Below are 20,128 nucleotides of genomic sequence, written 5' to 3'. Positions count from 1 at the left end.
GGTGGCTCCCCGGAGCCACCGCCTTCAGTCATCTCCGGAGCGACTCGGCGAGCGGCTGCCAGAAGTACGCGAAGTCGTCCTGCGGGCCGGCGATCATCCGCTGGGTCAGCACCACACCGATCAGCTCGCGCGACGGATCCGTCGCGGCACTCGTCCCCGAGCCACCGCTCCAGCCGTACCGACCGACCGCGGTCCACGGGTCGGTCACCGCGAGCTCGACACCGAACCCGAGGCTCCACGACAGCCGGTCGGCCTCCGCGCCGAGGCCGGCCCTCTGCTCGTCCGTGAGCTGGTCAGTTGTCAGCTCCCGCAGCAGCTCAGCGGGCAGCAGGCTGCCTTCGGCGATTGCCTGCAGGAAGGTCAGCTGATCCTCGACCGTCGACACCAGACCACCACCGAAGCTCTCGAACGGCGGCGGCTCGGCGAACGCTTCGTCGTACTCCGGGAACGCCTCCAGCCCGCGTTCCGTCATCCGGTACGTCGTCGGCAACGTGGCGCCGTCCGCCTGGAAGCTGGTCGAGGTCAGTCCCAGCGGCGCGTTGATCCGCTCCTCCAGTACTGCGTGCAGCGGCCGGCCGGCGACTCGCGCGATCAGGACCGACAGCACGTCGAAGCCGGAGTGGTAGATGAAGCGTGCACCGGGCTGGTAGACGAGAGGAACGGAGCTGAGCCGGGCCATGAACTCGTCGCCGTCGAAAGGCCGGCGAAGTCCGTACCCGAGGGCGCTGCCGAGCGCATCGGCGATCGGTGCCTTCTGCAGCTCACTGGACAGGCTGCCGAGGCCGAACGTCATCGTCAGCAACTGTCGCACGGTAATGGGCCGGTCGGCGGGCACGGTCTGGTCGAGCGATCCGCCAGGTGTCCTGAGGACGCGTGGTTCCGCAAGCTCGGGCAGCCAAGGCGCGACCGGGTCATCGAGGTCGAAGAGCCCGTCGGCGACCATCGACAACGCGACCGCCGCACCGACTGGCTTGCTCAGCGAGGCGATCCGGAACCGCGTGTCGGCACGCATCGGCAACGGGTGGTCGGGATCGAAAGACAGCGTGCCCGTGGCGAAGTACTCGGTCCTGCCCTGATGCCGGATCCCGGCGACGATTCCGGGCGCCCAACCGGCCGCCACCTGCTGCTCCAGCGAACGCCATACCGATTCGAACATCTCGCTCCGCCTTTCTTCGGGCTCCCAAGCTAGCCGCGCGCGGGCCGACCTAAGCTGGCCCATATGAGTGCGCTTCAGCTGGTCGATCTCGGTGAAGTGGATTACGAGGTCGCTGCCAAGGAGATGAAGACGTGGGTCGAGGAGCGGCAGGCGGGGGCGGCTGGGGACCGGTTGTTTATGTTGAGTCATCCGGCGGTGATCACGTACGGGCCGCGCACGTCGTTGGCCGATCTGCCGGCTGAGGCCGCGGCGATTCCGACCGTTGCTGTGGACCGGGGCGGCTTTGCGACGTATCACGGGCCTGGGCAGTTGGTGGGGTATCTGGTGATCGATCTGAAGAAGCGCGGGCCGGTCGACATCGTGCGCTGGGTCGAGAACGGGCTGATCGAGGCGCTCGGTTCGCTGGGCTTTCCGGTGGTACGCCGGGACACGCCGCGCGGCGAGAGCAGCCTGGTCGGCGTCTGGACCGAGGACCATCGCAAGCTCTGCTCGATCGGCATGCGGATCCGCCGAGGCGTCACGTCGCACGGCTTCTCGATCAACCTCGATCCAGCCATGGACGTCTTCCACACCTTCACGACCTGCGGCCTCCACGACGTCACCATGACCTCCCTGGCCGACCTCAGCCGCGAGCTGTCCATCCCCTGCCCCACCGACGCCCGACTCCGCACTGCCGTCGCAACAGCCCTTGGTGCCGCCTGAGCAGATAGCCTGCGGCAATGAGCGACGACAAGCCCGAGGACGAAAGCCCTGGGATGCCGGAGGACCTCGAGGAGTATCTCGAGGAGGCCGACGAAGAGGCGGCCGACGAAGCCGACGAGGGCCGGTACGACGCTCCGCCGTTGCCGCCTGCGCTGATCCTGGGCGTGGTCGGGTTGCTGGCCGGGTTCCTCACGATCGCGCTTGTCTGGTTGAGCGAGCAGGGGTGTGACCGGGTCCGGGACTCACCCAACTGCGGTGCGGCCGGGTTTCCGTTGCTGGTGCTCGCCGTGGTGATCACGATCGTGCTCGGCGCGCTGACGCTGAGCCGGCTGGCGATGCCGCATCCCGCGCTGGTCGCGTTCCTCGGGGTCGGCTTCATGTTGCTGATCGTGCTCGCGTTCCTGTCGAACGACCTGTTCTCCACCTGGACCCTGGTTGTCGTCCCGGTGCTCACCGCCATCACCTTCCTAGTCGCAAACCTGATCGCCGGACGGTTGGAGCGAGCCGATGCCTGAACTGCCCCGCTACCCCTGCCACCGCACCACCACCCCTCTCCCACTCGACGGCACCCTGACCCACCCCGCCTGGGAACAGGCTCCGTGGACCAGCGACTTCGTCGACATCACCGGCCCGGACGCGACCACCCCACGGTTCCGTACCAGGGCCAAGCTCCTGTACGACGACCAGTACCTGTACGTCGGCGGCCAACTCGAAGAGCCGCACGTGTGGTCGACGATGACCGAGCCGAACACCTGGCTGTACGAGGAGAACAACTTCGAGCTCTTCCTCGACCCGGACGGCGACGGCGAGAACTACTACGAGTTCGAGATCAACCCGCTCGGGACCACCTGGGAGCTCTCCCTCCCCAAGCCGTACTCCGAGGGCGGCGTCCCGGTCGATCCGGACATGTTGCCTGGCCTGCGGACGGCGCTGAACATCGACGGCACCCTCAACGACCCGGCCGACACCGACACCGGCTGGACCGTCGAGGTCGCGCTCCCCTGGGCCGACCTGGCGAAGTACAACAAGTTCCGGACCCCACCGAGCGCGGGCGACGAGTGGCGGATGAACCTCATGCGGATCGAGTGGGACCACGAGGTGGTCGACGGCGAGTACCGCAAGGGCAAGGAGCAGGACTTCTGGGTCTGGTCGCCGCAGTACGTCGTGGACATGCACAAGCCCGACCAATGGGGCGTATTGAGCTTCGAATGACCTCTGGTCGCAGCGGGGTGCCGGTGCAAGACTGCGAAGGACGGCTGTTGCCGGCTGGGGGCGGATTGCAACGGCCCACGCTGCGACAACCAGGGGGAACACCATGACTGCAACAGATCCAGTGGACACCTCCGAGTCGACGGAGGTGCTGGACGAGTCGACGCTGCCACCGTTGGCCGACTCACCAGGAATCCAGGCCGACGACCCGGAGCTGGACGACCCGGCCACCGAAGCCGCCTTCCAGGACCCGATCGCGGACACCGATCCGCTTGGGCCCGACGAAGAGCCCGGAGTCGAACCCGGCCTCGACGACGGCCTCGACGTCGGCATCGAGCCCGGAATCGAGGTCGGGTGAGATGGCCGTCCGGATGGGCAAGGCCGCGGTGGACTTCGCCGCGGCGCAGGCGGCGCACGCGACCAGGGACTGGACCGGGATCTGCCTGATCTTCGTCCGCAACTGCTTCAACGTCGGCCCGCTGGCCACGGACGCTGCCTTGGGCTACAAAGCAGCACAGTTCAAGCACGGTACGGCCGGTACGCCGCCGCTCGGCGTACCGCTGTGGTGGACCGGCGCGCCACACGGGCATGTCGCGATCAGCACCGGCGACGGGAGCTGCTTCAGCAGCGACATCCTCCGGCCGGGCAAGGTGGACAAGGTGCCGATCTCGAAGATCGCCCGCTCGTGGGGCAAGACCTACAAGGGCTGGAGCGAGGACATCAACGGGGTCCGGATCTGGCGGCCGACCGCGCCCACGCTGCCCGCCGTCGATCTCAGCAACGTCCGCGAGGCGGCCGGCAAGGACCAGTTCCGGCCGCCGGGTCAGGGCCTGCACGAGCGCGACATCATCATCGTCGAGCGGGCGCTGCTCAAGCAGGGCCTCAAGGATCCGATGAACGTCGACGGGTTCGCCGGCAAGGACTTCCGCAAGGCCTACGCGCTGTGGCAGAAGGCGACCGTACCGCCACCTTTCGACGGGATTCCGGGCATTCAGAGCCTCAAGAAGCTGGGTGAGCGGCGCGGATTCCGCGTGATCAGCTGACCGGTACGCCGAGGTGGTGCCCCACGCCCGTGGGGCACCACGCCTGCCCCCGTCCGGTGGTCCGATCCCGGCAAGGTGACAATCAGTCATATGGAGTCCGCCAGCCACGCCGGTCTCGCCGGTCCTGACGGCGAGTCGATGCCACCCGTCGAGCGGGTCGTCGCCGCTCGGCTCGGCGTCTTCTCCGGTGGGCTGACCGCAGCGTCGGTGGCGGCCGTTCTCGAGTTGCCGCTGCAGACGACGAGCTGCCTGCTCGACGCGCTGACCGAGCGATCGCTCCTCAGGGTGAGCGATGGGCGGTACGAGGTGCTGGACTCGATCCACGCGTACGCCGAGGGGCGGGTCTCGAGCACCGAGGCCGATGACCTCCGGGCGCGGCACGCGGCGTACCTGCTGGACCTGGTACGCCGGGCCGACGCGCAGCTGCGTGGACCCGATCAGTTGCGCTGGGCAACTTCGATCCGGCAGGAGAGCGACAACCTGCACAGGGCGATCGAGTGGGCCACCAAGCACGACCAGCGGCTCGCGCTTGAGCTGATCGCCGCGCTGTCGACGTACTGGTCGATGCAGGGGCTGCGGGACGAGGCGGGGCAGGCAGCTCATGGCTTGCTCGGGGTGCTCGGGCCAGTGGTGCCTGATGGGCTCGCTGAGGAGTACCTGCTCGCAGTACTGCATGCGACCGGGTCTGGGGTGCCGGACGGTGTCGATCAGGCTCGGGTGATCGTCGAGGATCTGGTCGAGCCGTTCCGGTACCCGGTGACGGTGCTGCTCTGGTCGACCGTCCTCGGACCGTTTGCGCCGCCGGAGATGGTTGTCGAGGTGCTGGCGCGACAGGAGCTGAGCACTGATCCCTGGACGTTGGCTGCGGTGCGGCTCTGCGGTACGGGCGCTGAGGCGGCGCTGGTGCAGTTCCAGGTGGTTGGGGACCGGTGGGGCAGTCTGTTGGCGCTGGATGAGCTGGCTGCGAGTACTACGGACTTCAAGAGGGTCGTCGAGCTGACCAGCCAGGCGCTGCTGCTCGCTGATGAGCTGGGTGTCGATGAGCAGGCCGCGTCGCTGCTCTGTCGGCGTGGCGACCTCCGGCTGCGGATGCGCGAGCTCCATGCGGCCGCGGACGACTACCGGCGGACGCTGGTACGGGCGAAGCGGGCAGGTCGACCGGACCTCTCCGCAGCGGCCCGGATCGGGCTGGCCAAGGCTGCCCGGTACGCCGGGGATCTCGCGAAGGCGCAGGAGTTGGCACTGGTGGCGTTGTCGCGCTGCCCGGACGACTGGGACGAGGCCGACCTCGCCATGACCGAGGCCCTCGCTGAGCTGGCGGCGATCGCCGCCGCGGCCGGACGCCCCGAGGAAGCACACTCCTGGCGCGTCAAAGCAGGGCTCGCATCGGAGCAGTACCGCTCAGCAGGCCGATAACTCTGTGGCTCTGGCCACAGCGGGTGGATCTCGCCGGATCTGTGGCTGCTGGTTAGAGTCGAGCGGACACCAACCTGCAATGGAGCAGCCTGATGGACAAGACGTACGACTCACCGCAGGCCGCGGTCGACGACATCGGCGACGGCGCGAGCCTCGCGGTCGGCGGCTTCGGGCTCTGCGGCAACCCGATGCAGCTGATCGAGGCGCTCCACGCCAAGGGCGTGAGCGGGCTCAGCGTCGTCTCCAACAACTGCGGCGTCGACGACTGGGGGCTGGGCATCCTGCTGGCCGACAAGCGGATCGCCAAGATGACCTCGTCGTACGTCGGGGAGAACAAGGAGTTCGCCCGGCAGTTCCTGTCCGGTGAGCTGGAGGTCGAGCTGACCCCACAGGGCACGCTGGCCGAGAAGCTCCGGGCCGGCGGCTGCGGGATCGCCGCCTTCTTCACACTCGCCGGTGTCGGCACGCAGGTCGCCGAGGGTGGCCTGCCGCAGAAGTACAACACCGACGGCTCGGTCGCCAAGGCCTCGGAGCCCAAGGAGACCCGCGAGATCGGCGGTACGACGTACGTGCTGGAGGAGTCGATCACCACCGACTTCGGGCTTGTGCACGCGCTGAAGGGCGACACCCACGGCAACCTGGTCTTCGACCGGAGTGCCCGCAACTTCAACCCGCTGGCCGCGATGGCCGGCCGGATCACCATCGCGCAGGTCGAGGAGCTGGTCCAGCCTGGTGAGCTGGACCCGGACGAGATCCACCTGCCCGGCGTCTACGTCCAGCGAGTGGTTGCCGTTGGCAAGGACATCGAGAAGCGGATCGAGAAGCGTACGGTCCAACCGCGCCAGGCCTTCGAGGCTGCCCGCGAGAAGCTGGAGGCCTGAGATGCCACTCACCCGTGAGCAGATGGCCGCCCGCGCCGCCGCCGAGCTGGAGGACGGCTCGTACGTGAACCTCGGCATCGGCCTGCCGACGCTGGTACCGAACTACATCCCCGAGGGCGTCACCGTCGTCCTGCAGAGCGAGAACGGCATCCTCGGCGTCGGCCCGTACCCGGTCGAGGGCGAGGAGGACCCGGACCTGATCAACGCCGGCAAGGAGACCGTCACGACGTTGCCGGGGGCATCGTTCTTCGACTCGTCGCTGTCCTTCGGGATGATCCGCGGCGGCGCGATCGACGCGGCCATCCTGGGCGCGATGCAGGTCTCGGCCACCGGCGACCTGTCGAACTGGATGATCCCGGGCAAGATGGTCAAGGGCATGGGCGGCGCGATGGACCTCGTGCACGGCGCCAAGAAGGTGATCGTGCTGATGGAGCACGTCGCCAAGGATGGTTCGCACAAGATCTTGGCCGAGTGCGACCTGCCCTACACCGGTCGTGGCGTGGTCAACCGGATCATCACCGACCTCGCCGTCATCGACATCACCGACGACGGCCTGCAGCTGGTCGAGCTGGCCGAGGGCGTCACCTTCGACGAGCTCCAGGAGAAGACCGGCGCGCCCATCAAGCAATGACCCGGAATGTCTGGCCCCGGACGGCGGTTGGTGCTGAATGACCGCCGTACGGGGCCATTCTTCTGGAGGAACGACTTGAGCAACGCCGACACCGCCATCGCCGCGCTACGTAGCGGCTATGACGCGCTCGCCGATCTGGTGAAGAAGTTCGACGACGAGGCCCTGGCGGGTCCGTCCGCGGCGTCCGAGTGGGATATCGCGCAGGTGCTCAGCCACCTGGGCAGCGGCGCGGAGATCATGACCAACACCGTGCAGCTGGCGCTGGCCGGCAAGCCGCCGGCCGAGGGTGACTTCAACCAGACCGTCTGGGCCCGATGGGACTCGTCGTCGCGCCGCGAGCAGGCCGACGGCTTCCTCGAATGGAACGAGAAGCTGGTCTCCCTGTTCGAGTCGCTGACCCCGGAGCAGTTGGAGACGGTACGGATCGACCTGGGCTACCTTCCGGCCCCAGCCGATGTCACCACCGTCGCCCGGATGCGGCTCAGCGAGTTCACCCTGCACTCGTGGGACGTCCGCAGCGCCTCCGACCCGGCCGCGACGCTCGCCGCCGAGGCGGTACCGGAGTTGCTCGCCCAGCGGACCATCGACCTCAGCTGGGTCAGCAAGCCGGCCGAGCTGGACGGGAAGTACGCCGTACTGACGGTGGTCACGACTGACCCCGCGACCGAGCTCACCCTGAACCTGGCCGACCCGGTCACTCTCAAGGACGGCCGCTCCGGCGAGGCCGACGGGACCCTCACGCTGCCCGGCGAAACGTGGCTACGGCTGATCTCCGGACGCCTCGGTCCGGACACTCCGGCCAACCTGGAGCTGACCGGTCCCATCACCTTGGCGACGCTGCGCCGGGTGTTCCAGGGTTACTGATCGAGGCGGTCCACTGACCGTGCGTAGAGCGCCCCGCCTGAGCCCTGTCGGCGGGTGCGCTCGATCGCTACCCTTCACGCCTGCCGCTTGTACGGCTCGGTGAGGATGGACCGCATGGACCTGGATGTGTTCGTCATCGGTGGCGTGGGAATCGATACCATCGTGCGAGTACCCGCGCTGCCGCTACCCGGCCAGGAGACCATTCCCGTCCAACCCGTCGAGACCTATGTCGGCCACACCGGTCATGGCGTAGTGCTCGGCTGCCATCGGCTGGGGCTGCATCCCGGCCTCGCCGACGTCATCGGTGACGACGCGGAGGGGTGGCGGATCCGGCGGACATACGAGGAGCTCGGGCTGCCACTCACGATCGCAGTCCACCCGAGCGGTACTCGCCGCAGCATCAACCTGGTGTCGCCGGATGGCAGCCGGGTTTCCCTGTACGACCGGCGGCACCCGCCGGGGATGCGGGTCGATCCCAACCTTTGGCGCCACCGGGTCGAGCAGGCCAGGCACGTGCACGTGTCGATCATGGATTTCGCAAGGCGCGCGCTGCCCGACGTACTGGCCGCCGACTGTTCGCTGTCGACCGATCTGCACGACTGGGACGGGGACGACGAGTACCACCGGGACTTCGCGCAGTGCGCCGACATCGTCTTCGTCTCGACCAGCGCGCTGCGCGACAAGGCCATCGACTGGATCTTCGCCAGTGGCCGGGCGGAGGTCGTGATCGCGATGGCCGGGGCCGACGGGAGCTACGTGCACGTCCGCGGCGAGGAGCCCGTGCACCTGCCGGCCGTCGACATCCCGGGGCGGCCGGTGGTGGATACGAACGGTGCTGGGGATGCGTACGTCGCGGCCTTCCTGACCACGTGGCTGGACGGTCGCTCGTACTACGAAGCCGCCGAGGCGGGCACCATCGCGGGCGCCTGGGCGTGTGGCTCCCGCGGCACCCACACCGACCTGATCACCGCCGAACAACTCATGCTGCTGAACCGCTAGCTGGCCGCCGGCCGGCTCAGCCGCGGGTCAGGGGTGGGTGGAGAGTGGCGGCGGGCCCTCGGCGGAAGAGTTGGGCGGGGCGGCCGCCGTCGCGGGTTGTGGTGGCGCCGAGGGGGATGACGAAGCCGTCGGTCTTGGTGGCCTTGCGGTGGAAGTTGCGGGGGTCGAGCTGGACGCCCCAGACGGCTTCATAGATGCCGCGCAGCTCCGAGATGGTGAACTCGTCGGGGCAGAACGCCGCCGCGAGTGGTGAGTACTCGAGCTTGGCCCGGGCCCGCTCGACCGCGTCCGTGAGGATCCGGTGGTGGTCGAAGGCGAGCCGGTCCTGGTCGGTCAGCACCTCGTCGACCGCCACCCATTCGGCGGAGGCTGCGTCCGTACCGGCAACAGGCGACGGCAGGTCCGGGACGAGCGCCAGGTAGGTCACGCTGATGACCCGGCCTCTCGGGTCCCGGCCCGGCTCGCCATAGGTCGCGACCTGCTCGAGATGGATCCGGTCGGAGTGCAGACCGGTCTCCTCCTCGAGCTCGCGACGGGCGGCCGCCTCCAGGTCCTCCTTGGGGCGCACGAAGCCGCCCGGAAGTGCCCACCTGCCCTGGTACGGCGCGATGCCGCGGCGTACCAGGAGGACCTGCAGTGACCCCTCGCGGACGGTCAGGATGACGAGGTCGGCGGCTACCCCCAGCGGCTCGAAGTCCATGAGACCTGACTCTAATCGTCACCTTGACGAAAAGCCATCCCGAGTCTTATCGTCAAACTGACGACAACGATTGAGCAGCCGGCCCGGCGCCGGCGACGACAGGAGAGCGACTCTGATGGCAGACATCACGCGGTTCCGGTTCATCAGCCACCTGCGGGCGAACCCGACGACTCACGTCCGGCACCTGCGCAACGGGAAGCTGGCGCATGACGGCGCCGGGCAGGCGTTCTGGTTCCGGGCGCTCAACTCGTCGCTGAGCGAGGTACCGATCGATGACCGCGAGCAGCCGCTGCTGTTCCACGGGCGGACGCTCGACTTCCAGGACGTCGTCGTACAGGCGACCGTCACGTACCGGGTCACGGATCCAGCGCTGGCGTCGACGCGGCTCGACTTCGGGATCGATCCCGACACGGGGTTGTGGCGGGCCACTCCGCTGGAGCAGCTTGGCGGATTGCTGACCGAGTTGGCTCAGCAGACGGCTTTGGATCTGCTGGCTGGTCTCAGCCTGACGCAGGCGCTGTCCGAGGGGATGGCGTCGCTGCGGCTCGCGATGAGCAGTGGATTGCGTGATGATCAGCGGCTCACCGGGCTGGGGATCGGTGTGGAGGACGTGCGCGTGGTCGCAGTACGGGCCGAGAGTGATGTCGAGCGGGCGCTGCAGACTCCCACGCGGGAGATGGTGCAGCAGGCGGCCGACAAGGCGACGTACGAGCGGCGGGCGATGGCGGTCGAGCGGGAGCGGTCGATCGCGGAGAACGAGCTGCAGAACCAGATCGAGCTGGCGCGGCGCGAAGAGCAGTTGGTGACGCAGAAGGGCCAGAACGAACGGCAGCGGGCGACCGAGGCGGCTGCGGCCGGGCGGATCGAGGGCGAGGCTTTGGCTGGACGCCGACGGTTGCTGGCGGCGGCCGATGCTGATGCCAAGCGGGTCTTGGGTGAGGCGGAGGCGGCTGCTGAGAAGGCTCTGCTGGATGCTTACGCCGACCTGGACCAAGGGGTGATCCTCGCTCTGGCCATCAAGCAGGGCGCGCTGCCGGAGATCGGCACGCTGAACCTGACGCCGGATCTGCTCACCCCGCTGCTCGCCAAGCTGACTTCCTCCGCCGGGGCCTCCTGATGAGCCTGCCTCCTCGGGCGGTCGTGGTTCACCGGGCGACCGAGCTCACGGAGCTGGTCGCCCGGCACGGCACCCGGCAGCAGGCCGGCTTCTTCCTGGCCAGTCGCGGGCGGTCGCTCGATTCACTGGATGCCCGGCATGAGGCCCAGCAGAAGGCGCTGGCGGTGGTGTCCGCGGCGATCCCGCTGGACTGGCGACGCGCCGTTGCCGAGCGCAACGATCTCGACCGGTTCGTGTTCGGGCCGGAGGATGTGGTGATCGCGGTCGGTCAGGACGGGCTGGTGGCCAACGTGGCGAAGTACCTGGACGGGCAGCCGGTGATCGGGGTCAATCCGGAGCCCCGCTGGAATCCCGGCGTACTGGTGCCGCACTCGCCTTCCGACGTACCGGAGCTGCTGTCCGTACGTTCGGTCGAAGAACGCACGATGGTTGCCGCACGCACCGATGACGGGCAGCAACTCCTTGCCCTGAACGAGATCTACGTCGGCAACCGCACGCACCAGTCAGCTCGCTACCGCCTGGCCTCACCTGAAGGCCTGGAGGAACGCCAATCGTCATCAGGCTTGCTGGTCGGCACCGGAACAGGTTCAACGGGGTGGTGCCGCTCAGCCTGGCAAGAACGAGGAAGCCTCCTACGCCTCCCCTCACCCACCGACCCGTCCCTGTGCTGGTTCGTCCGGGAAGCCTGGCCCTCCCCAGCCACCGGCACCACCTGCACCGAAGGCCTCCTGACCGCCACCGACTCCCTCACCATCACCGCCGAAGCCGACCTCGTCATCTTCGGCGACGGCATGGAATCCGACACCCTCACCATCACCTGGGGCCAACGCCTGGAAGTCTCTATCGCAGAAACCCACCTAAACCTCGTGCGCTGAAATACCCCACGCATCGCGGCCAAGCCCTCGGCTGCGGCCGCCCACCTGCCTGGCCCCCGCGTCGTGTCGCCGTCGACTGCAGGTTCCTAGCTGGGCTCACCAGCTCGGCGACTCGACCGCGCCAGCTGACGGACGACCGCGTCGACGATGTCGGTCAGGTCGCGGTTGAAGGCGATCGCGGCGTCCGGCGCGTGCAGCCGCACCAGATTGATGACCTGCTGAAAGAGCTCGAGCTGCTCTTCGCTCTTCCGGATGCAGCCGCCGATCAAGACGCACTCCCACGGCCGCTCACGGAGCGCCGCGGTCACGACCGTCTCGACGTCGTCCGAGCCGTCGAGACCGATCAGACAGTTCCGGGCGTCGATGCCGCTCTCCGCGAACCGCCGCACCGACTCCTCGATCGCGGCCGCGACCGGCGCCGGATCCCACGGTCCGGGAACTCGGTAGGGATCAAGTCCGATCACCAGCACGAGCGGCGCAGTTTGCTTCATCACCCTCTGACCATAGACGTCGCAGTGCGTACCAAAGTACGGATGTGCTCACTATAGTGTTAATGCCCCTACTATAGTGTGCATCATGGACCTGTCGCAGCCGATTTCGACCGTGGCTCCGAGTCTTGATGGGCCAGTGCTGGCCGTGTTGGCTGGGACGGAGAATCCGCTGACCGGGCGGAAGGTGCATCAGTTGGCGGGGGCCGGGAGTGAGAGCGGGGTCCGCAAGGTGCTGACTCGGCTGGTCGGTACCGGGCTGGTGAGTGCGACCGAGGTCGGCGCGAGCATCCAGTACTCGCTGAATCGTGAACATTTGGCCGCCGGCCCGGTGATCGAGTTGCTCGATCTGCGTCAAGGGCTCATCCGGCGGATGCAGGCGGCGATCGAGGAGTGGCCGGTACGACCGCTGCACGTCAGCCTCTTCGGACCGACCGCCCGGCGCGATGGCGATCTCGCCAGCGATGTCGACCTGCTCGTCATCCACGATTTCACCGATCCACCCCCGGACTGGCACGACCAACTCAGCTCACTCGGCAAACAGGTACGAGCCTGGACGGGCAATCACCTGCAGCTCTCCGACCTGAGCGTCACCGACCTGCGGGAACACCTTGAGATCGGCGATCCGATCATCAGCAGCTGGCTGCGTGACGGGCTTACGTTGTTCGGCCCGGACCTGCGTGTCCTGCTCAAGACCATCACTGCTCACTGACCCCGAGGCCCGGCGGCGAAGTATTTCCCGTGATCTCCACGGAAAGTGATCGGGCGGGTGAGATGTGTGGAGACAACGGTGTCAGGTTCTGCTTAAGGTGCGTTCACCACAACGGCCCTGTCGAGGGAGGGCTGTCGTGCCTTTACCCACCGCCCACAGGGGAGAGACACGCATGCGCAGAACTCGGAACCGATCGAGAACCGCGTTCCGGACCGGGGTCGGCCTGTTCGCCGCCGCCGCGCTGGTGCCGATGGCGTCGCTGACCGCGAGCGCCCGGCCCACCGCCACACCCGATCCCAGCACCGCCGGCACCACCACGACCAGCAGTGCCGCCGCCACCAGCACAGCCGGCAACCAGACAGCACCCGTGAAGCCGTTTGTACAGGGGACGCAGACAGTTGCCGCCTACGACTACGACAACGCCATCCACGAACGCGTCCAGGTCGACGTACCGGGCGTCGACGGCGACCAGAACGGGATCACCGACCAGATCACCGTCGACATCATCCGGCCGGGCGAGGCAGCCGCGGCCGGGATCGACGTACCGGTCATCATCCAGGCGTCGCCGTACTACGCCAGCGACCCGAAGTCGTACTTCGACGCCAACGGCACCCGGCAGGTCTTCTCGACCTGGCTGGACAACTACTTCGTCCCGCGCGGCTACGCGTTCGCCTACGTCGACATGCCGGGCACGTTCCGCTCGACCGGTTGCAGCGACGTCGGCGCCGACCTCGAAGTACGCGGTACCAAGGCCGTCATCGACTGGCTCAACAACCGCGTCCCCGGCCACACCCCGGATGGCGCCGTCGCCAAGGCCGACTGGTCCACCGGCAAGGCCGGCATGATCGGTACGTCCTGGAACGGCACGATCGCTAACTCGGTCGCCAGCACCGGGGTGAAGGGGCTCGAGACGATCGTCCCGATCGCCGCCATCTCCAGCTGGTACGACTACACCCGCAGCAACGGCGTCCCGTACTACGACGAGTACATGGGCTTCCTGCACGACTACGTCAGCAACGACCTCAGCCCGCGCTGTGTCGCCATGACCGGTGAGATCGAGCAGGACTCCGACACCCGCACCGGCAGCTACAGCCGCTGGTGGGACCCGCGCAACTACCGGCTCGACGCCAGGAAGGTGAAGGCGTCGGTCTTCGTCATCCACGGCCTCGACGACGAGAACGTGAAGACCCGGCAGTTCGGCGAGTGGTGGGACGAGCTCACCAAGCAGGGTGTGCCGCGCAAGATCTTCCTGCACCAGGGCGTGCACCTCGACGGGTTCAGCTTCCGCGACGCGTACGTCGATCAGCTCCACCCCTGGTTCGACTACTGGCTGCAGGGCCTGCAGAACGACATCATGAAGGCCCCGCAGGCGACGATCATGCGTGAGGACGGCAGCTACACCACCGAGTCCCGCTGGCCGACGCCCGGCGCGAAGAGCACCAAGCTAGCGCTGAGCAAGCCGGCCGGTGGCGACACCGGTGGCCTGTCGATCGCGGCGCCGACCAGCGATCCGATCAGCTTCACCGGCACGGATAAGGAGTCGGTCGACAGCGTCGTACTCGACCCGACGACCCCGCGCACCGACCGTGCGGTGTTCGTCAGCAACGACCTCGCCCAACCGGTCCGGTTGTCAGGTACCGGCAAGGTGGAGGTCCGGGTCAAGGTCAACAAGGTTGCTGCAGGCATCAAAGCCCGGCTGGTGGACTACGGTACGGCGACCCGCTACACCAGCGTCAGCAACATCGCGAACACCCGCACCTGCTGGGGTGACGGCAACACGCTCGACACCGGCTGCTTCGCCGACACCAAGATCAACACGGCGGTCTCGAACGCCGCGGTCGTGATCCGCACCCTCGCCGATGTCGGCCACTACAAGTCGCTGGACGAGAAGGTCTCGCTGCAGTCCGGCAAGTGGTACGACCTCACCTTCGAGCTCAACGCCGACGACGTCCTGTTCGCTGCCGGCCACCGCCTCGGCCTGGTACTGACCGTCGAACCCGATAACCCGTCGGTACCGTTCACCGGCGCGACCATCACCCTCGACCCGGCGAAGTCGTCGCTGACCCTCCCGCTCGCGGGCGCGACGGCCAGCCTCAACTCCCCGGAGGCCCCGCAGGCGCGGATCGCCGCCACCCAGCTCGCGCAGCCCGAGCCCGAGAAGGACCCCATCAAGCTGATGGAACAGTTCGTCGAAGCCTCGCGCTAATCCATAAATGACAAGGCCCCGGCAGCTCAAAGCTGCCGGGGCCTTTCAGTGCGCGTTGGCGGGTGGTTTGGCCAAGGCTGAGTAAGCCGAGACCAGTACCTCCGCGTCGTGCTCCCAGTTGAGCTCGTCACCGGCAGCCCGTACGCCGTCCACATAGCCGGCGTAGTCCGCGATCAACGACCGCACGGCCGCAGCAAGCGAAGCGCCATCGCCAGGCGTGTACAGCGTGCCCAGGTGGTACCGGTTGATGACCGCGCGCAGCTCGGGCAGATCGGCGGCGACCACCGGCACCCCGGCCCGTACTGCGTGGAACAGCTTGTTGGGTAACGCGAGCCGGTGGTTCTCGCACGTGTTCGTCAACGTGACAAGGGAAATCCCCGACTCCTGCAGCACCCGGTCGACCTCGTCGATCGACGTCTCCGGCACCTTCTGAACCGGACCCAGGTCGAGCCGGTAGTTCGGATCGACCGAGCCCATCAGCAACGTCGGAAACGGCGCCAAGAGACGGGCCGCCTCAACCACAGCAGGCAGATCCCGCCCAGCGCCGACCCGGCCGGCGTACAGCAGACCAGTAGGTGCCGAAGGCAACACAGGGGCAACCGATGAGCGCGGGAACGTGTTCCTGATGACCCGCACATCCGGCAGCCCACGCTCACGCAACCGCTGCGCGATCCCATCGCTCACGGTGAAGACCACCGCGGCCTGACGAGCCAGCCCAAGCTCGAACCGACGCCCGCGCACTCGCCACAACGGCGTCGGCCGCCCCGGCAACGCCCGGTCGAACCACAGCTCATGACTGTCGTAGACCAACGTCGCCGACCACTTGGCAGCAAAAGAAGCGGCCAGCTCCAGGGTGTTGAAGTCATGCGCGTGCACAACCTCAAACGGCTCAAACCGGTCGAGAGCCGCAGCGGCCGCGGTACGCCACTGCTTCTCCGTCCGCAGCCGGTGCTCCGGCAGCAGCAGCCACCGGCCGAACCGCTGGACGAGCACCTTCACACCACGCCGCCCATGCCCGACGGCAGGACCGCTACCACCGCGCAGACCGGCCGAGCGGGATACCGACTCGACCGTCGCGCCACCCTCGAGCGTGAAGCCCTCCGGCACGTCCCGGCCGACCACGTGGACCACGTGGCCGGCTCCGGTCAGCGCCGCGGCTTCGCGCAGGATGCGCGAGTCCCCGGCGATCGGGGACTGCGCAACCATCAGAACCCGCATGTCACCTTCCGCCGAGGAAGGGCAACAATGCCTCGACGGACTTGCGCCCATCGTGTACTTCACGGATGTACCGCGTCCCGGCGTCAGCCACCTTGCGGGACTCCTCGCGCTCGGCGACGAGCCGCTCGATCACCTCGGTCAGGTCGTCCGGCGTCGACTCCACGATCGGCAGATCGGTCGGCAGCAGGTCACGGATGTGGTCCGCGACGTGCCCGACGGTGATCCGGCCGGCCGCCATCGCCTCGCAGGCGAAGACCCCGTACGAACCGAGCAGCAGCTGGTCGACGACGATGTCCGCGTCCTTGACCATTGCCACCAGCTCCGGGTGCGGAACGTTCTGCACCCGCTGGTACTTGATCAGACCGCGAGCATCGAGGTCGGTCAGCACCGGGTCGACGAACGCCGAACCCTTCAGCGCGCTCGCCGACGGCGCGTGCAGCACCACCGGCACCTCACGCTCCAGCACCGGCGTCGTCGAAGCCAGCTCGTCCGGGTCGACGACGACCGGCAGCCACTCGCTGCCCTCGACGTACTCGACCAGGTCGGGCGTGGTGACGAACTTGGGCCCCTCGTACCCGGCGAGGTGCTCGCGGAGCAGGTCGTTGGCCGCCTGCAGCCGGACGGTCAGCTCGTCGTTGCGGTCGGCGAACGGCGAGAACTGGTACCTCGCCCGGTGCCGGGCCGGGTCACGCACCTCGGAACCGTGGAAGACCAGACCGTGCCGGATCCCGGCCGCGTCGAGCATCGGAACGTCCAGGGTCCACATCTGACCCTTCAGCTGGCCGAACATCGGCCGGCCCGCCTCGAACAGCACGTGGGTGACGTTCTGCAGCGCCCACGCGGTCAGCTCCAGCTGCCAGCGCAGGTCGTCGCGGTACTGCTCGAACGTGGCGCTGCGGTGCACCTTGAAGTCGAACTTGCCGCTGTTGGTCGACAGCGACTCCGCGGCGATCGACGGGACCTCGCGGGTCACGGCGGTCGTCCACAGGTACGCCTGACCGGCGCTGTTCGTCGGCCCGATCAGCAGCCGGCGGCCGGGCGCCTCGGAGTCGACCTCCATCGACGGCTCCAGCTGCTTGCGGCCGAGCATCTCGGTGTAGAGCGCGCGCAGGCTGTCGGCCTGCCCGCTCCACGCCGAGGTGTGCTTGTACGCCGGGTCCGCCAGCCGCTCGCGGTACGTCTCGGTGCGGCTCAGCAGCAGCTTCGCCTTCTCCGCGAAGCTGGCCGGGTTCGCGGCCTCGAAGTACTCGCCGATGCCGTGCCGGGTGACCCATTCCTTCATGCTGGCCATGTCGCTGACCAGCACCGGCAACCCGCCCAGGCTGTACTCGAACAGCTTGTTCGGCATCGCCATCTCGTGGTTCGGCGCCCGCAGCATCGGGATGATGCCGGCGTCGGCCGTGGAGAGGAACGCGGTCACCTCGTGCGGCGCGACCGGGGACAGATAGTGCATCCGGTCCTCGACACCGAGCGACTCCGCCAGCTTGCGCAGGACGTCGACGGCCGGCTGCTTCGGCGACGGTACGGCGACAATCGCGAGGTGCACGCCGGGCATGCTCGGCATGGCCTGGATCGCGGTCTCGATCCCGCGGACCGCGGTGATGCCGCCGCTGTAGACCAGCAACGGGACCTCGCGCGGCAGCCGGACCTTGGCCCGGATGTCCCGCTCGATCTCGACCACGTCCGGGATGTCCGGGGTGTTCAGGATGACGGTCGGCTTGACCGGGAGCTTGTGCTCCTTCTCCAGCCGGTCGGCGATCGCGGTGCTGACCGTGATGACCCGGTCGGCGGCACCCATGTACTCGGCCTCGTGCTTGGCCCAGGCCGCGATGAACTTGCGCGTGCGCGGTCCGTACAGCGCGATGCCCGGCACGTACTCGTGCGCGTCGTAGACCACCTTCAGGTCCTTGCCGCGCAGCTTCGCCCGGCCGGCCGCACGTGCGGCCACGCCGATCACGTGCATGTCGTGCGCGTGCACGACATCCGGCTCGAGCCGGTCGATCAGGTCGCCGAACGCGTATTCGTAGTCAAGCGCATCCGGGTGCACCCGGCGCCAGCGAGCCGGCCAGGTCAGCCGGTGCGCCACGCCGTCGTACGCCCGCCAGCCCGCGCGGAACGGCTTGTCGATCGCGTTGCCCAGACCCTTGCGCAGCCAGATCCCGCGCCGGGCGGCCTGCCAACCGCTCCGGCGGACCAGCCGGCCCAGGACGCCGACCTTGTAGGCCAGCGGCCCGGTCTTGCCGGCCTTCCGGGCTCCGATCGCGTGGCCGGAGTCGGCCTTGATCTCCTTGAGCCCGGCCTGCACCCGAAGGCTGCGGGCCCGGTACGCGCGCGGAGTCTTGTACCCGAAGAACGGCGGCCGCCACTCACGGTGCTTCTTCCGGACGAACTTCTTCTCCTCGCGCAGGGTGAACGGCACCGCGACGCGCACGACCATGGCGCCGTCGAGCATCTCGCGCGACTGCGGTTCACCCCAGCTCGCGACCCCGAGCACAGTCACCTGTACTCCGGCCTGGGCCAGCGCTGCTGCCTCCTTACGGACCCGGCTGTCGTTGGTGACCGCGTTCGCGACGAGCATCACCACCCGAAGTTGCTCCGGGGAACGCGTCACTGGCGGACCGACCTTCCGATCACGATCCGACGGACACCCGCCCAGCGCGCGGCGTCGGTCGCGTCGCGACCGTCCACCAGCACCTGCACGCCCGGCAGCTCGGCCGGGGTCAGCTGCTTGTACTCCGGGTGGTCGGCCTGCAGCACCGCCGCGTCGACCGGCTCGCCCAAGTGGTACGCCGTGAAGCCCAGGCCCTGCAGCTCCTCGTCGGAGTACATCGGGTCGTGCACGAACACCTCGGCGCCACGGGACTTCAGCGCCTCGACAGCCGGGAAGACACCCGAGAACGCGGTCTCCTTCACCGCACCGCGGTAGGAGGCGCCCAGCACGACGACCTTCGCGCCGGCCAGGTCGCCGTACGCGCCCTCGAGCAGACCGATGGTGTACTCCGGCATGTCGAGGTTCGCCTCACGGGCGGCCCGGACCACGGTGGCCTCCGGGTCGGTCCACAGGTACAGCCGCGGGTAGACCGGGATGCAGTGGCCGCCAACGGCGATGCCGGGACGGTGGATGTGGCTGTAGGGCTGCGAGTTCGACGCCTCGATCACCTGGTGGACGTCGATGCCGTTCTGCGCGGCGAACCGGGCGAACTGGTTGGCCAGGCCGATGTTGACGTCGCGGTAGGTGGTCTCCGCCAGCTTCGCCAGCTCCGACGCCTCGGCCGAACCGAGGTCCCAGACGCCGTTGCCGCGCGGCAGGTCGGCGCGCTCGTCGAAGTCGAGCACGGACTCGTAGAACGAGATGGCGCGCTTGGCGCCTTCCTCGGACAGCCCGCCGACCAGCTTCGGGTACTTGCGCAGGTCCGCGAAGACGCGGCCGGTCAGCACCCGCTCGGGCGAGAAGACCAGGTGGAAGTCGCTGCCCTCGGTGAGGCCGGAGACCTCCTCGATCAGCGGCTTCCAGCGGTTGCGGGTGGTGCCGACCGGCAGCGTGGTCTCGTAGCTGACCAGGGTGCCCGGGGTCAGGTGCTGGGCCAGCGAACGCGTCGCGTTCTCCATCCAGCCGAACTCCGGCTCACCGGTCTTCTCGTCCACGAACAGCGGGACCACGATGACGACCGCGTCGGCGCCGGGGATGGCGTCGGCGTAGTCGCTGGTGGCCCGCAGCCGGCCGTCGGCTACGGTCTCGGCCAGCAGCTCACCCAGGTGAGCTTCACCCGGGAACGGCTCCTTGCCCGCGTTGACCAGATCAACGAACGCCTGGTTGATGTCGACACCGACGACTTGGTGTCCCTTGGTCGCGAACTGCACCGCGAGCGGCAGTCCGATCTTGCCTAGGGCAACTACTGCGATACGCACGA

Annotated in this window: 20 protein-coding genes; 14 read left to right on the top strand and 6 right to left on the bottom strand. The window is 68.2% G+C overall.

The features are described from left to right. Positions 1-28: 28 nt before the first annotated feature. On the bottom strand, positions 29-1,156 hold the full coding sequence (locus ACIA12_RS23305; RefSeq protein ID WP_396369134.1) for a serine hydrolase domain-containing protein: 1,128 nt from the start codon (positions 1,154-1,156) through the stop codon (positions 29-31). Between the two features lie 63 nt (positions 1,157-1,219). Between ACIA12_RS23305 and lipB the strand changes: the two genes are divergently transcribed. From lipB to ACIA12_RS23255, 10 genes are all read left to right on the top strand, one after another. After that, a complete protein-coding gene (gene lipB / locus ACIA12_RS23300; protein WP_396369133.1) occupies positions 1,220-1,858 on the top strand; it encodes a lipoyl(octanoyl) transferase LipB in 639 nt (212 codons plus the stop codon). A 17-nt stretch (positions 1,859-1,875) separates the two neighbouring features. Beyond that, positions 1,876-2,373 (top strand): hypothetical protein, encoded by a 498-nt coding sequence (locus ACIA12_RS23295; protein WP_396369132.1) that lies wholly within the window; start codon positions 1,876-1,878, stop codon positions 2,371-2,373. Beyond that, entirely contained in the window at positions 2,366-3,070 is a 705-nt protein-coding gene (locus ACIA12_RS23290; RefSeq protein ID WP_396369131.1) for a carbohydrate-binding family 9-like protein, read from the top strand. The genes ACIA12_RS23295 and ACIA12_RS23290 overlap by 8 nt, the downstream gene beginning before the upstream one ends. 103 nt (positions 3,071-3,173) lie before the next feature. Continuing rightward, the gene (locus ACIA12_RS23285; RefSeq protein ID WP_396369130.1) at positions 3,174-3,425 is read left to right on the top strand and encodes a hypothetical protein; all 252 of its coding nucleotides are present in this window, start codon (positions 3,174-3,176) and stop codon (positions 3,423-3,425) included. A gap of 1 nt (position 3,426) precedes the next feature. Further along, on the top strand, positions 3,427-4,110 hold the full coding sequence (locus ACIA12_RS23280) for a hypothetical protein (protein ID WP_396369129.1): 684 nt from the start codon (positions 3,427-3,429) through the stop codon (positions 4,108-4,110). A gap of 90 nt (positions 4,111-4,200) precedes the next feature. Further along, positions 4,201-5,526, top strand: a complete 1,326-nt coding sequence (locus ACIA12_RS23275; RefSeq protein WP_396369128.1) for a hypothetical protein — start codon at positions 4,201-4,203, stop codon at positions 5,524-5,526. Between the two features lie 92 nt (positions 5,527-5,618). Beyond that, positions 5,619-6,407, top strand: coding sequence for a CoA transferase subunit A (locus ACIA12_RS23270; RefSeq protein WP_396369127.1), 789 nt, complete (start codon positions 5,619-5,621; stop codon positions 6,405-6,407). Position 6,408: 1 nt separating this feature from the next. Continuing rightward, positions 6,409-7,038, top strand: a complete 630-nt coding sequence (locus ACIA12_RS23265) for a CoA transferase subunit B (protein ID WP_396369126.1) — start codon at positions 6,409-6,411, stop codon at positions 7,036-7,038. Between the two features lie 75 nt (positions 7,039-7,113). Continuing rightward, positions 7,114-7,902: a maleylpyruvate isomerase family mycothiol-dependent enzyme gene (locus ACIA12_RS23260; protein WP_396369125.1), complete on the top strand. Its 789-nt coding sequence runs from the start codon at positions 7,114-7,116 to the stop codon at positions 7,900-7,902. A gap of 114 nt (positions 7,903-8,016) precedes the next feature. Next, a complete protein-coding gene (locus ACIA12_RS23255) occupies positions 8,017-8,901 on the top strand; it encodes a carbohydrate kinase family protein (protein ID WP_396369124.1) in 885 nt (294 codons plus the stop codon). 16 nt (positions 8,902-8,917) lie between these two features. Here the strand turns inward: ACIA12_RS23255 and ACIA12_RS23250 are convergent, their stop codons facing one another. Continuing rightward, positions 8,918-9,601: an NUDIX hydrolase gene (locus ACIA12_RS23250; RefSeq protein WP_396369123.1), complete on the bottom strand. Its 684-nt coding sequence runs from the start codon at positions 9,599-9,601 to the stop codon at positions 8,918-8,920. A gap of 115 nt (positions 9,602-9,716) precedes the next feature. On the opposite strand from ACIA12_RS23250, the gene ACIA12_RS23245 reads away from it, so the two are divergent. Next, a complete protein-coding gene (locus ACIA12_RS23245) occupies positions 9,717-10,718 on the top strand; it encodes an SPFH domain-containing protein (protein WP_396369122.1) in 1,002 nt (333 codons plus the stop codon). Then, positions 10,718-11,593 (top strand): hypothetical protein, encoded by an 876-nt coding sequence (locus tag ACIA12_RS23240; protein WP_396369121.1) that lies wholly within the window; start codon positions 10,718-10,720, stop codon positions 11,591-11,593. The genes ACIA12_RS23245 and ACIA12_RS23240 overlap by 1 nt, the downstream gene beginning before the upstream one ends. A gap of 86 nt (positions 11,594-11,679) precedes the next feature. On the opposite strand, the gene ACIA12_RS23235 is transcribed toward ACIA12_RS23240, so the two are convergent. Beyond that, the gene (locus ACIA12_RS23235) at positions 11,680-12,087 is read right to left on the bottom strand and encodes a hypothetical protein (RefSeq protein WP_396369120.1); all 408 of its coding nucleotides are present in this window, start codon (positions 12,085-12,087) and stop codon (positions 11,680-11,682) included. Between the two features lie 82 nt (positions 12,088-12,169). On the opposite strand from ACIA12_RS23235, the gene ACIA12_RS23230 reads away from it, so the two are divergent. Beyond that, positions 12,170-12,793 carry a hypothetical protein gene (locus ACIA12_RS23230; RefSeq protein WP_396369119.1) on the top strand — a complete coding sequence of 208 codons (624 nt, stop codon included), beginning with the start codon at positions 12,170-12,172 and terminating at the stop codon, positions 12,791-12,793. Positions 12,794-12,965: 172 nt separating this feature from the next. Beyond that, positions 12,966-14,999: a CocE/NonD family hydrolase gene (locus ACIA12_RS23225; RefSeq protein ID WP_396369118.1), complete on the top strand. Its 2,034-nt coding sequence runs from the start codon at positions 12,966-12,968 to the stop codon at positions 14,997-14,999. Positions 15,000-15,044: 45 nt separating this feature from the next. Here the strand turns inward: ACIA12_RS23225 and ACIA12_RS23220 are convergent, their stop codons facing one another. From ACIA12_RS23220 to ACIA12_RS23210, 3 genes are read right to left on the bottom strand one after another with little or no spacing between them, the layout of a single operon-like run. Further along, positions 15,045-16,217, bottom strand: coding sequence for a glycosyltransferase (locus tag ACIA12_RS23220; protein WP_396369117.1), 1,173 nt, complete (start codon positions 16,215-16,217; stop codon positions 15,045-15,047). A 1-nt stretch (position 16,218) separates the two neighbouring features. Next, entirely contained in the window at positions 16,219-18,828 is a 2,610-nt protein-coding gene (locus tag ACIA12_RS23215; protein WP_396369116.1) for a glycosyltransferase family 4 protein, read from the bottom strand. Beyond that, complete coding sequence (locus ACIA12_RS23210) at positions 18,825-20,126, bottom strand: nucleotide sugar dehydrogenase (protein ID WP_344844599.1); 1,302 nt, start codon at positions 20,124-20,126, stop codon at positions 18,825-18,827. Before ACIA12_RS23210 ends, ACIA12_RS23215 begins: the two co-directional genes overlap by 4 nt. Between the last annotated feature and the right edge of the window lie 2 nt (positions 20,127-20,128).

Source organism: Kribbella sp. NPDC051620 (assembly GCF_044453825.1).
In the GTDB taxonomy this organism is placed as follows: domain Bacteria; phylum Actinomycetota; class Actinomycetes; order Propionibacteriales; family Kribbellaceae; genus Kribbella.
Note: the sequence above shows the minus strand (reverse complement) of the source record. Positions and strands in the feature narration are given on the sequence as shown.

Coding starts and splice junctions, on each gene's coding strand:
- ACIA12_RS23305 (WP_396369134.1), bottom strand. CDS start 1,156: ATGTTCGAATCGGTATGGCGTTCGCTGGAGCAGCAGGTGGCGGCCGGT.
- lipB (WP_396369133.1), top strand. CDS start 1,220: ATGAGTGCGCTTCAGCTGGTCGATCTCGGTGAAGTGGATTACGAGGTC.
- ACIA12_RS23295 (WP_396369132.1), top strand. CDS start 1,876: ATGAGCGACGACAAGCCCGAGGACGAAAGCCCTGGGATGCCGGAGGAC.
- ACIA12_RS23290 (WP_396369131.1), top strand. CDS start 2,366: ATGCCTGAACTGCCCCGCTACCCCTGCCACCGCACCACCACCCCTCTC.
- ACIA12_RS23285 (WP_396369130.1), top strand. CDS start 3,174: ATGACTGCAACAGATCCAGTGGACACCTCCGAGTCGACGGAGGTGCTG.
- ACIA12_RS23280 (WP_396369129.1), top strand. CDS start 3,427: ATGGCCGTCCGGATGGGCAAGGCCGCGGTGGACTTCGCCGCGGCGCAG.
- ACIA12_RS23275 (WP_396369128.1), top strand. CDS start 4,201: ATGGAGTCCGCCAGCCACGCCGGTCTCGCCGGTCCTGACGGCGAGTCG.
- ACIA12_RS23270 (WP_396369127.1), top strand. CDS start 5,619: ATGGACAAGACGTACGACTCACCGCAGGCCGCGGTCGACGACATCGGC.
- ACIA12_RS23265 (WP_396369126.1), top strand. CDS start 6,409: ATGCCACTCACCCGTGAGCAGATGGCCGCCCGCGCCGCCGCCGAGCTG.
- ACIA12_RS23255 (WP_396369124.1), top strand. CDS start 8,017: ATGGACCTGGATGTGTTCGTCATCGGTGGCGTGGGAATCGATACCATC.
- ACIA12_RS23250 (WP_396369123.1), bottom strand. CDS start 9,601: ATGGACTTCGAGCCGCTGGGGGTAGCCGCCGACCTCGTCATCCTGACC.
- ACIA12_RS23245 (WP_396369122.1), top strand. CDS start 9,717: ATGGCAGACATCACGCGGTTCCGGTTCATCAGCCACCTGCGGGCGAAC.
- ACIA12_RS23240 (WP_396369121.1), top strand. CDS start 10,718: ATGAGCCTGCCTCCTCGGGCGGTCGTGGTTCACCGGGCGACCGAGCTC.
- ACIA12_RS23230 (WP_396369119.1), top strand. CDS start 12,170: ATGGACCTGTCGCAGCCGATTTCGACCGTGGCTCCGAGTCTTGATGGG.
- ACIA12_RS23225 (WP_396369118.1), top strand. CDS start 12,966: ATGCGCAGAACTCGGAACCGATCGAGAACCGCGTTCCGGACCGGGGTC.
- ACIA12_RS23220 (WP_396369117.1), bottom strand. CDS start 16,217: ATGCGGGTTCTGATGGTTGCGCAGTCCCCGATCGCCGGGGACTCGCGC.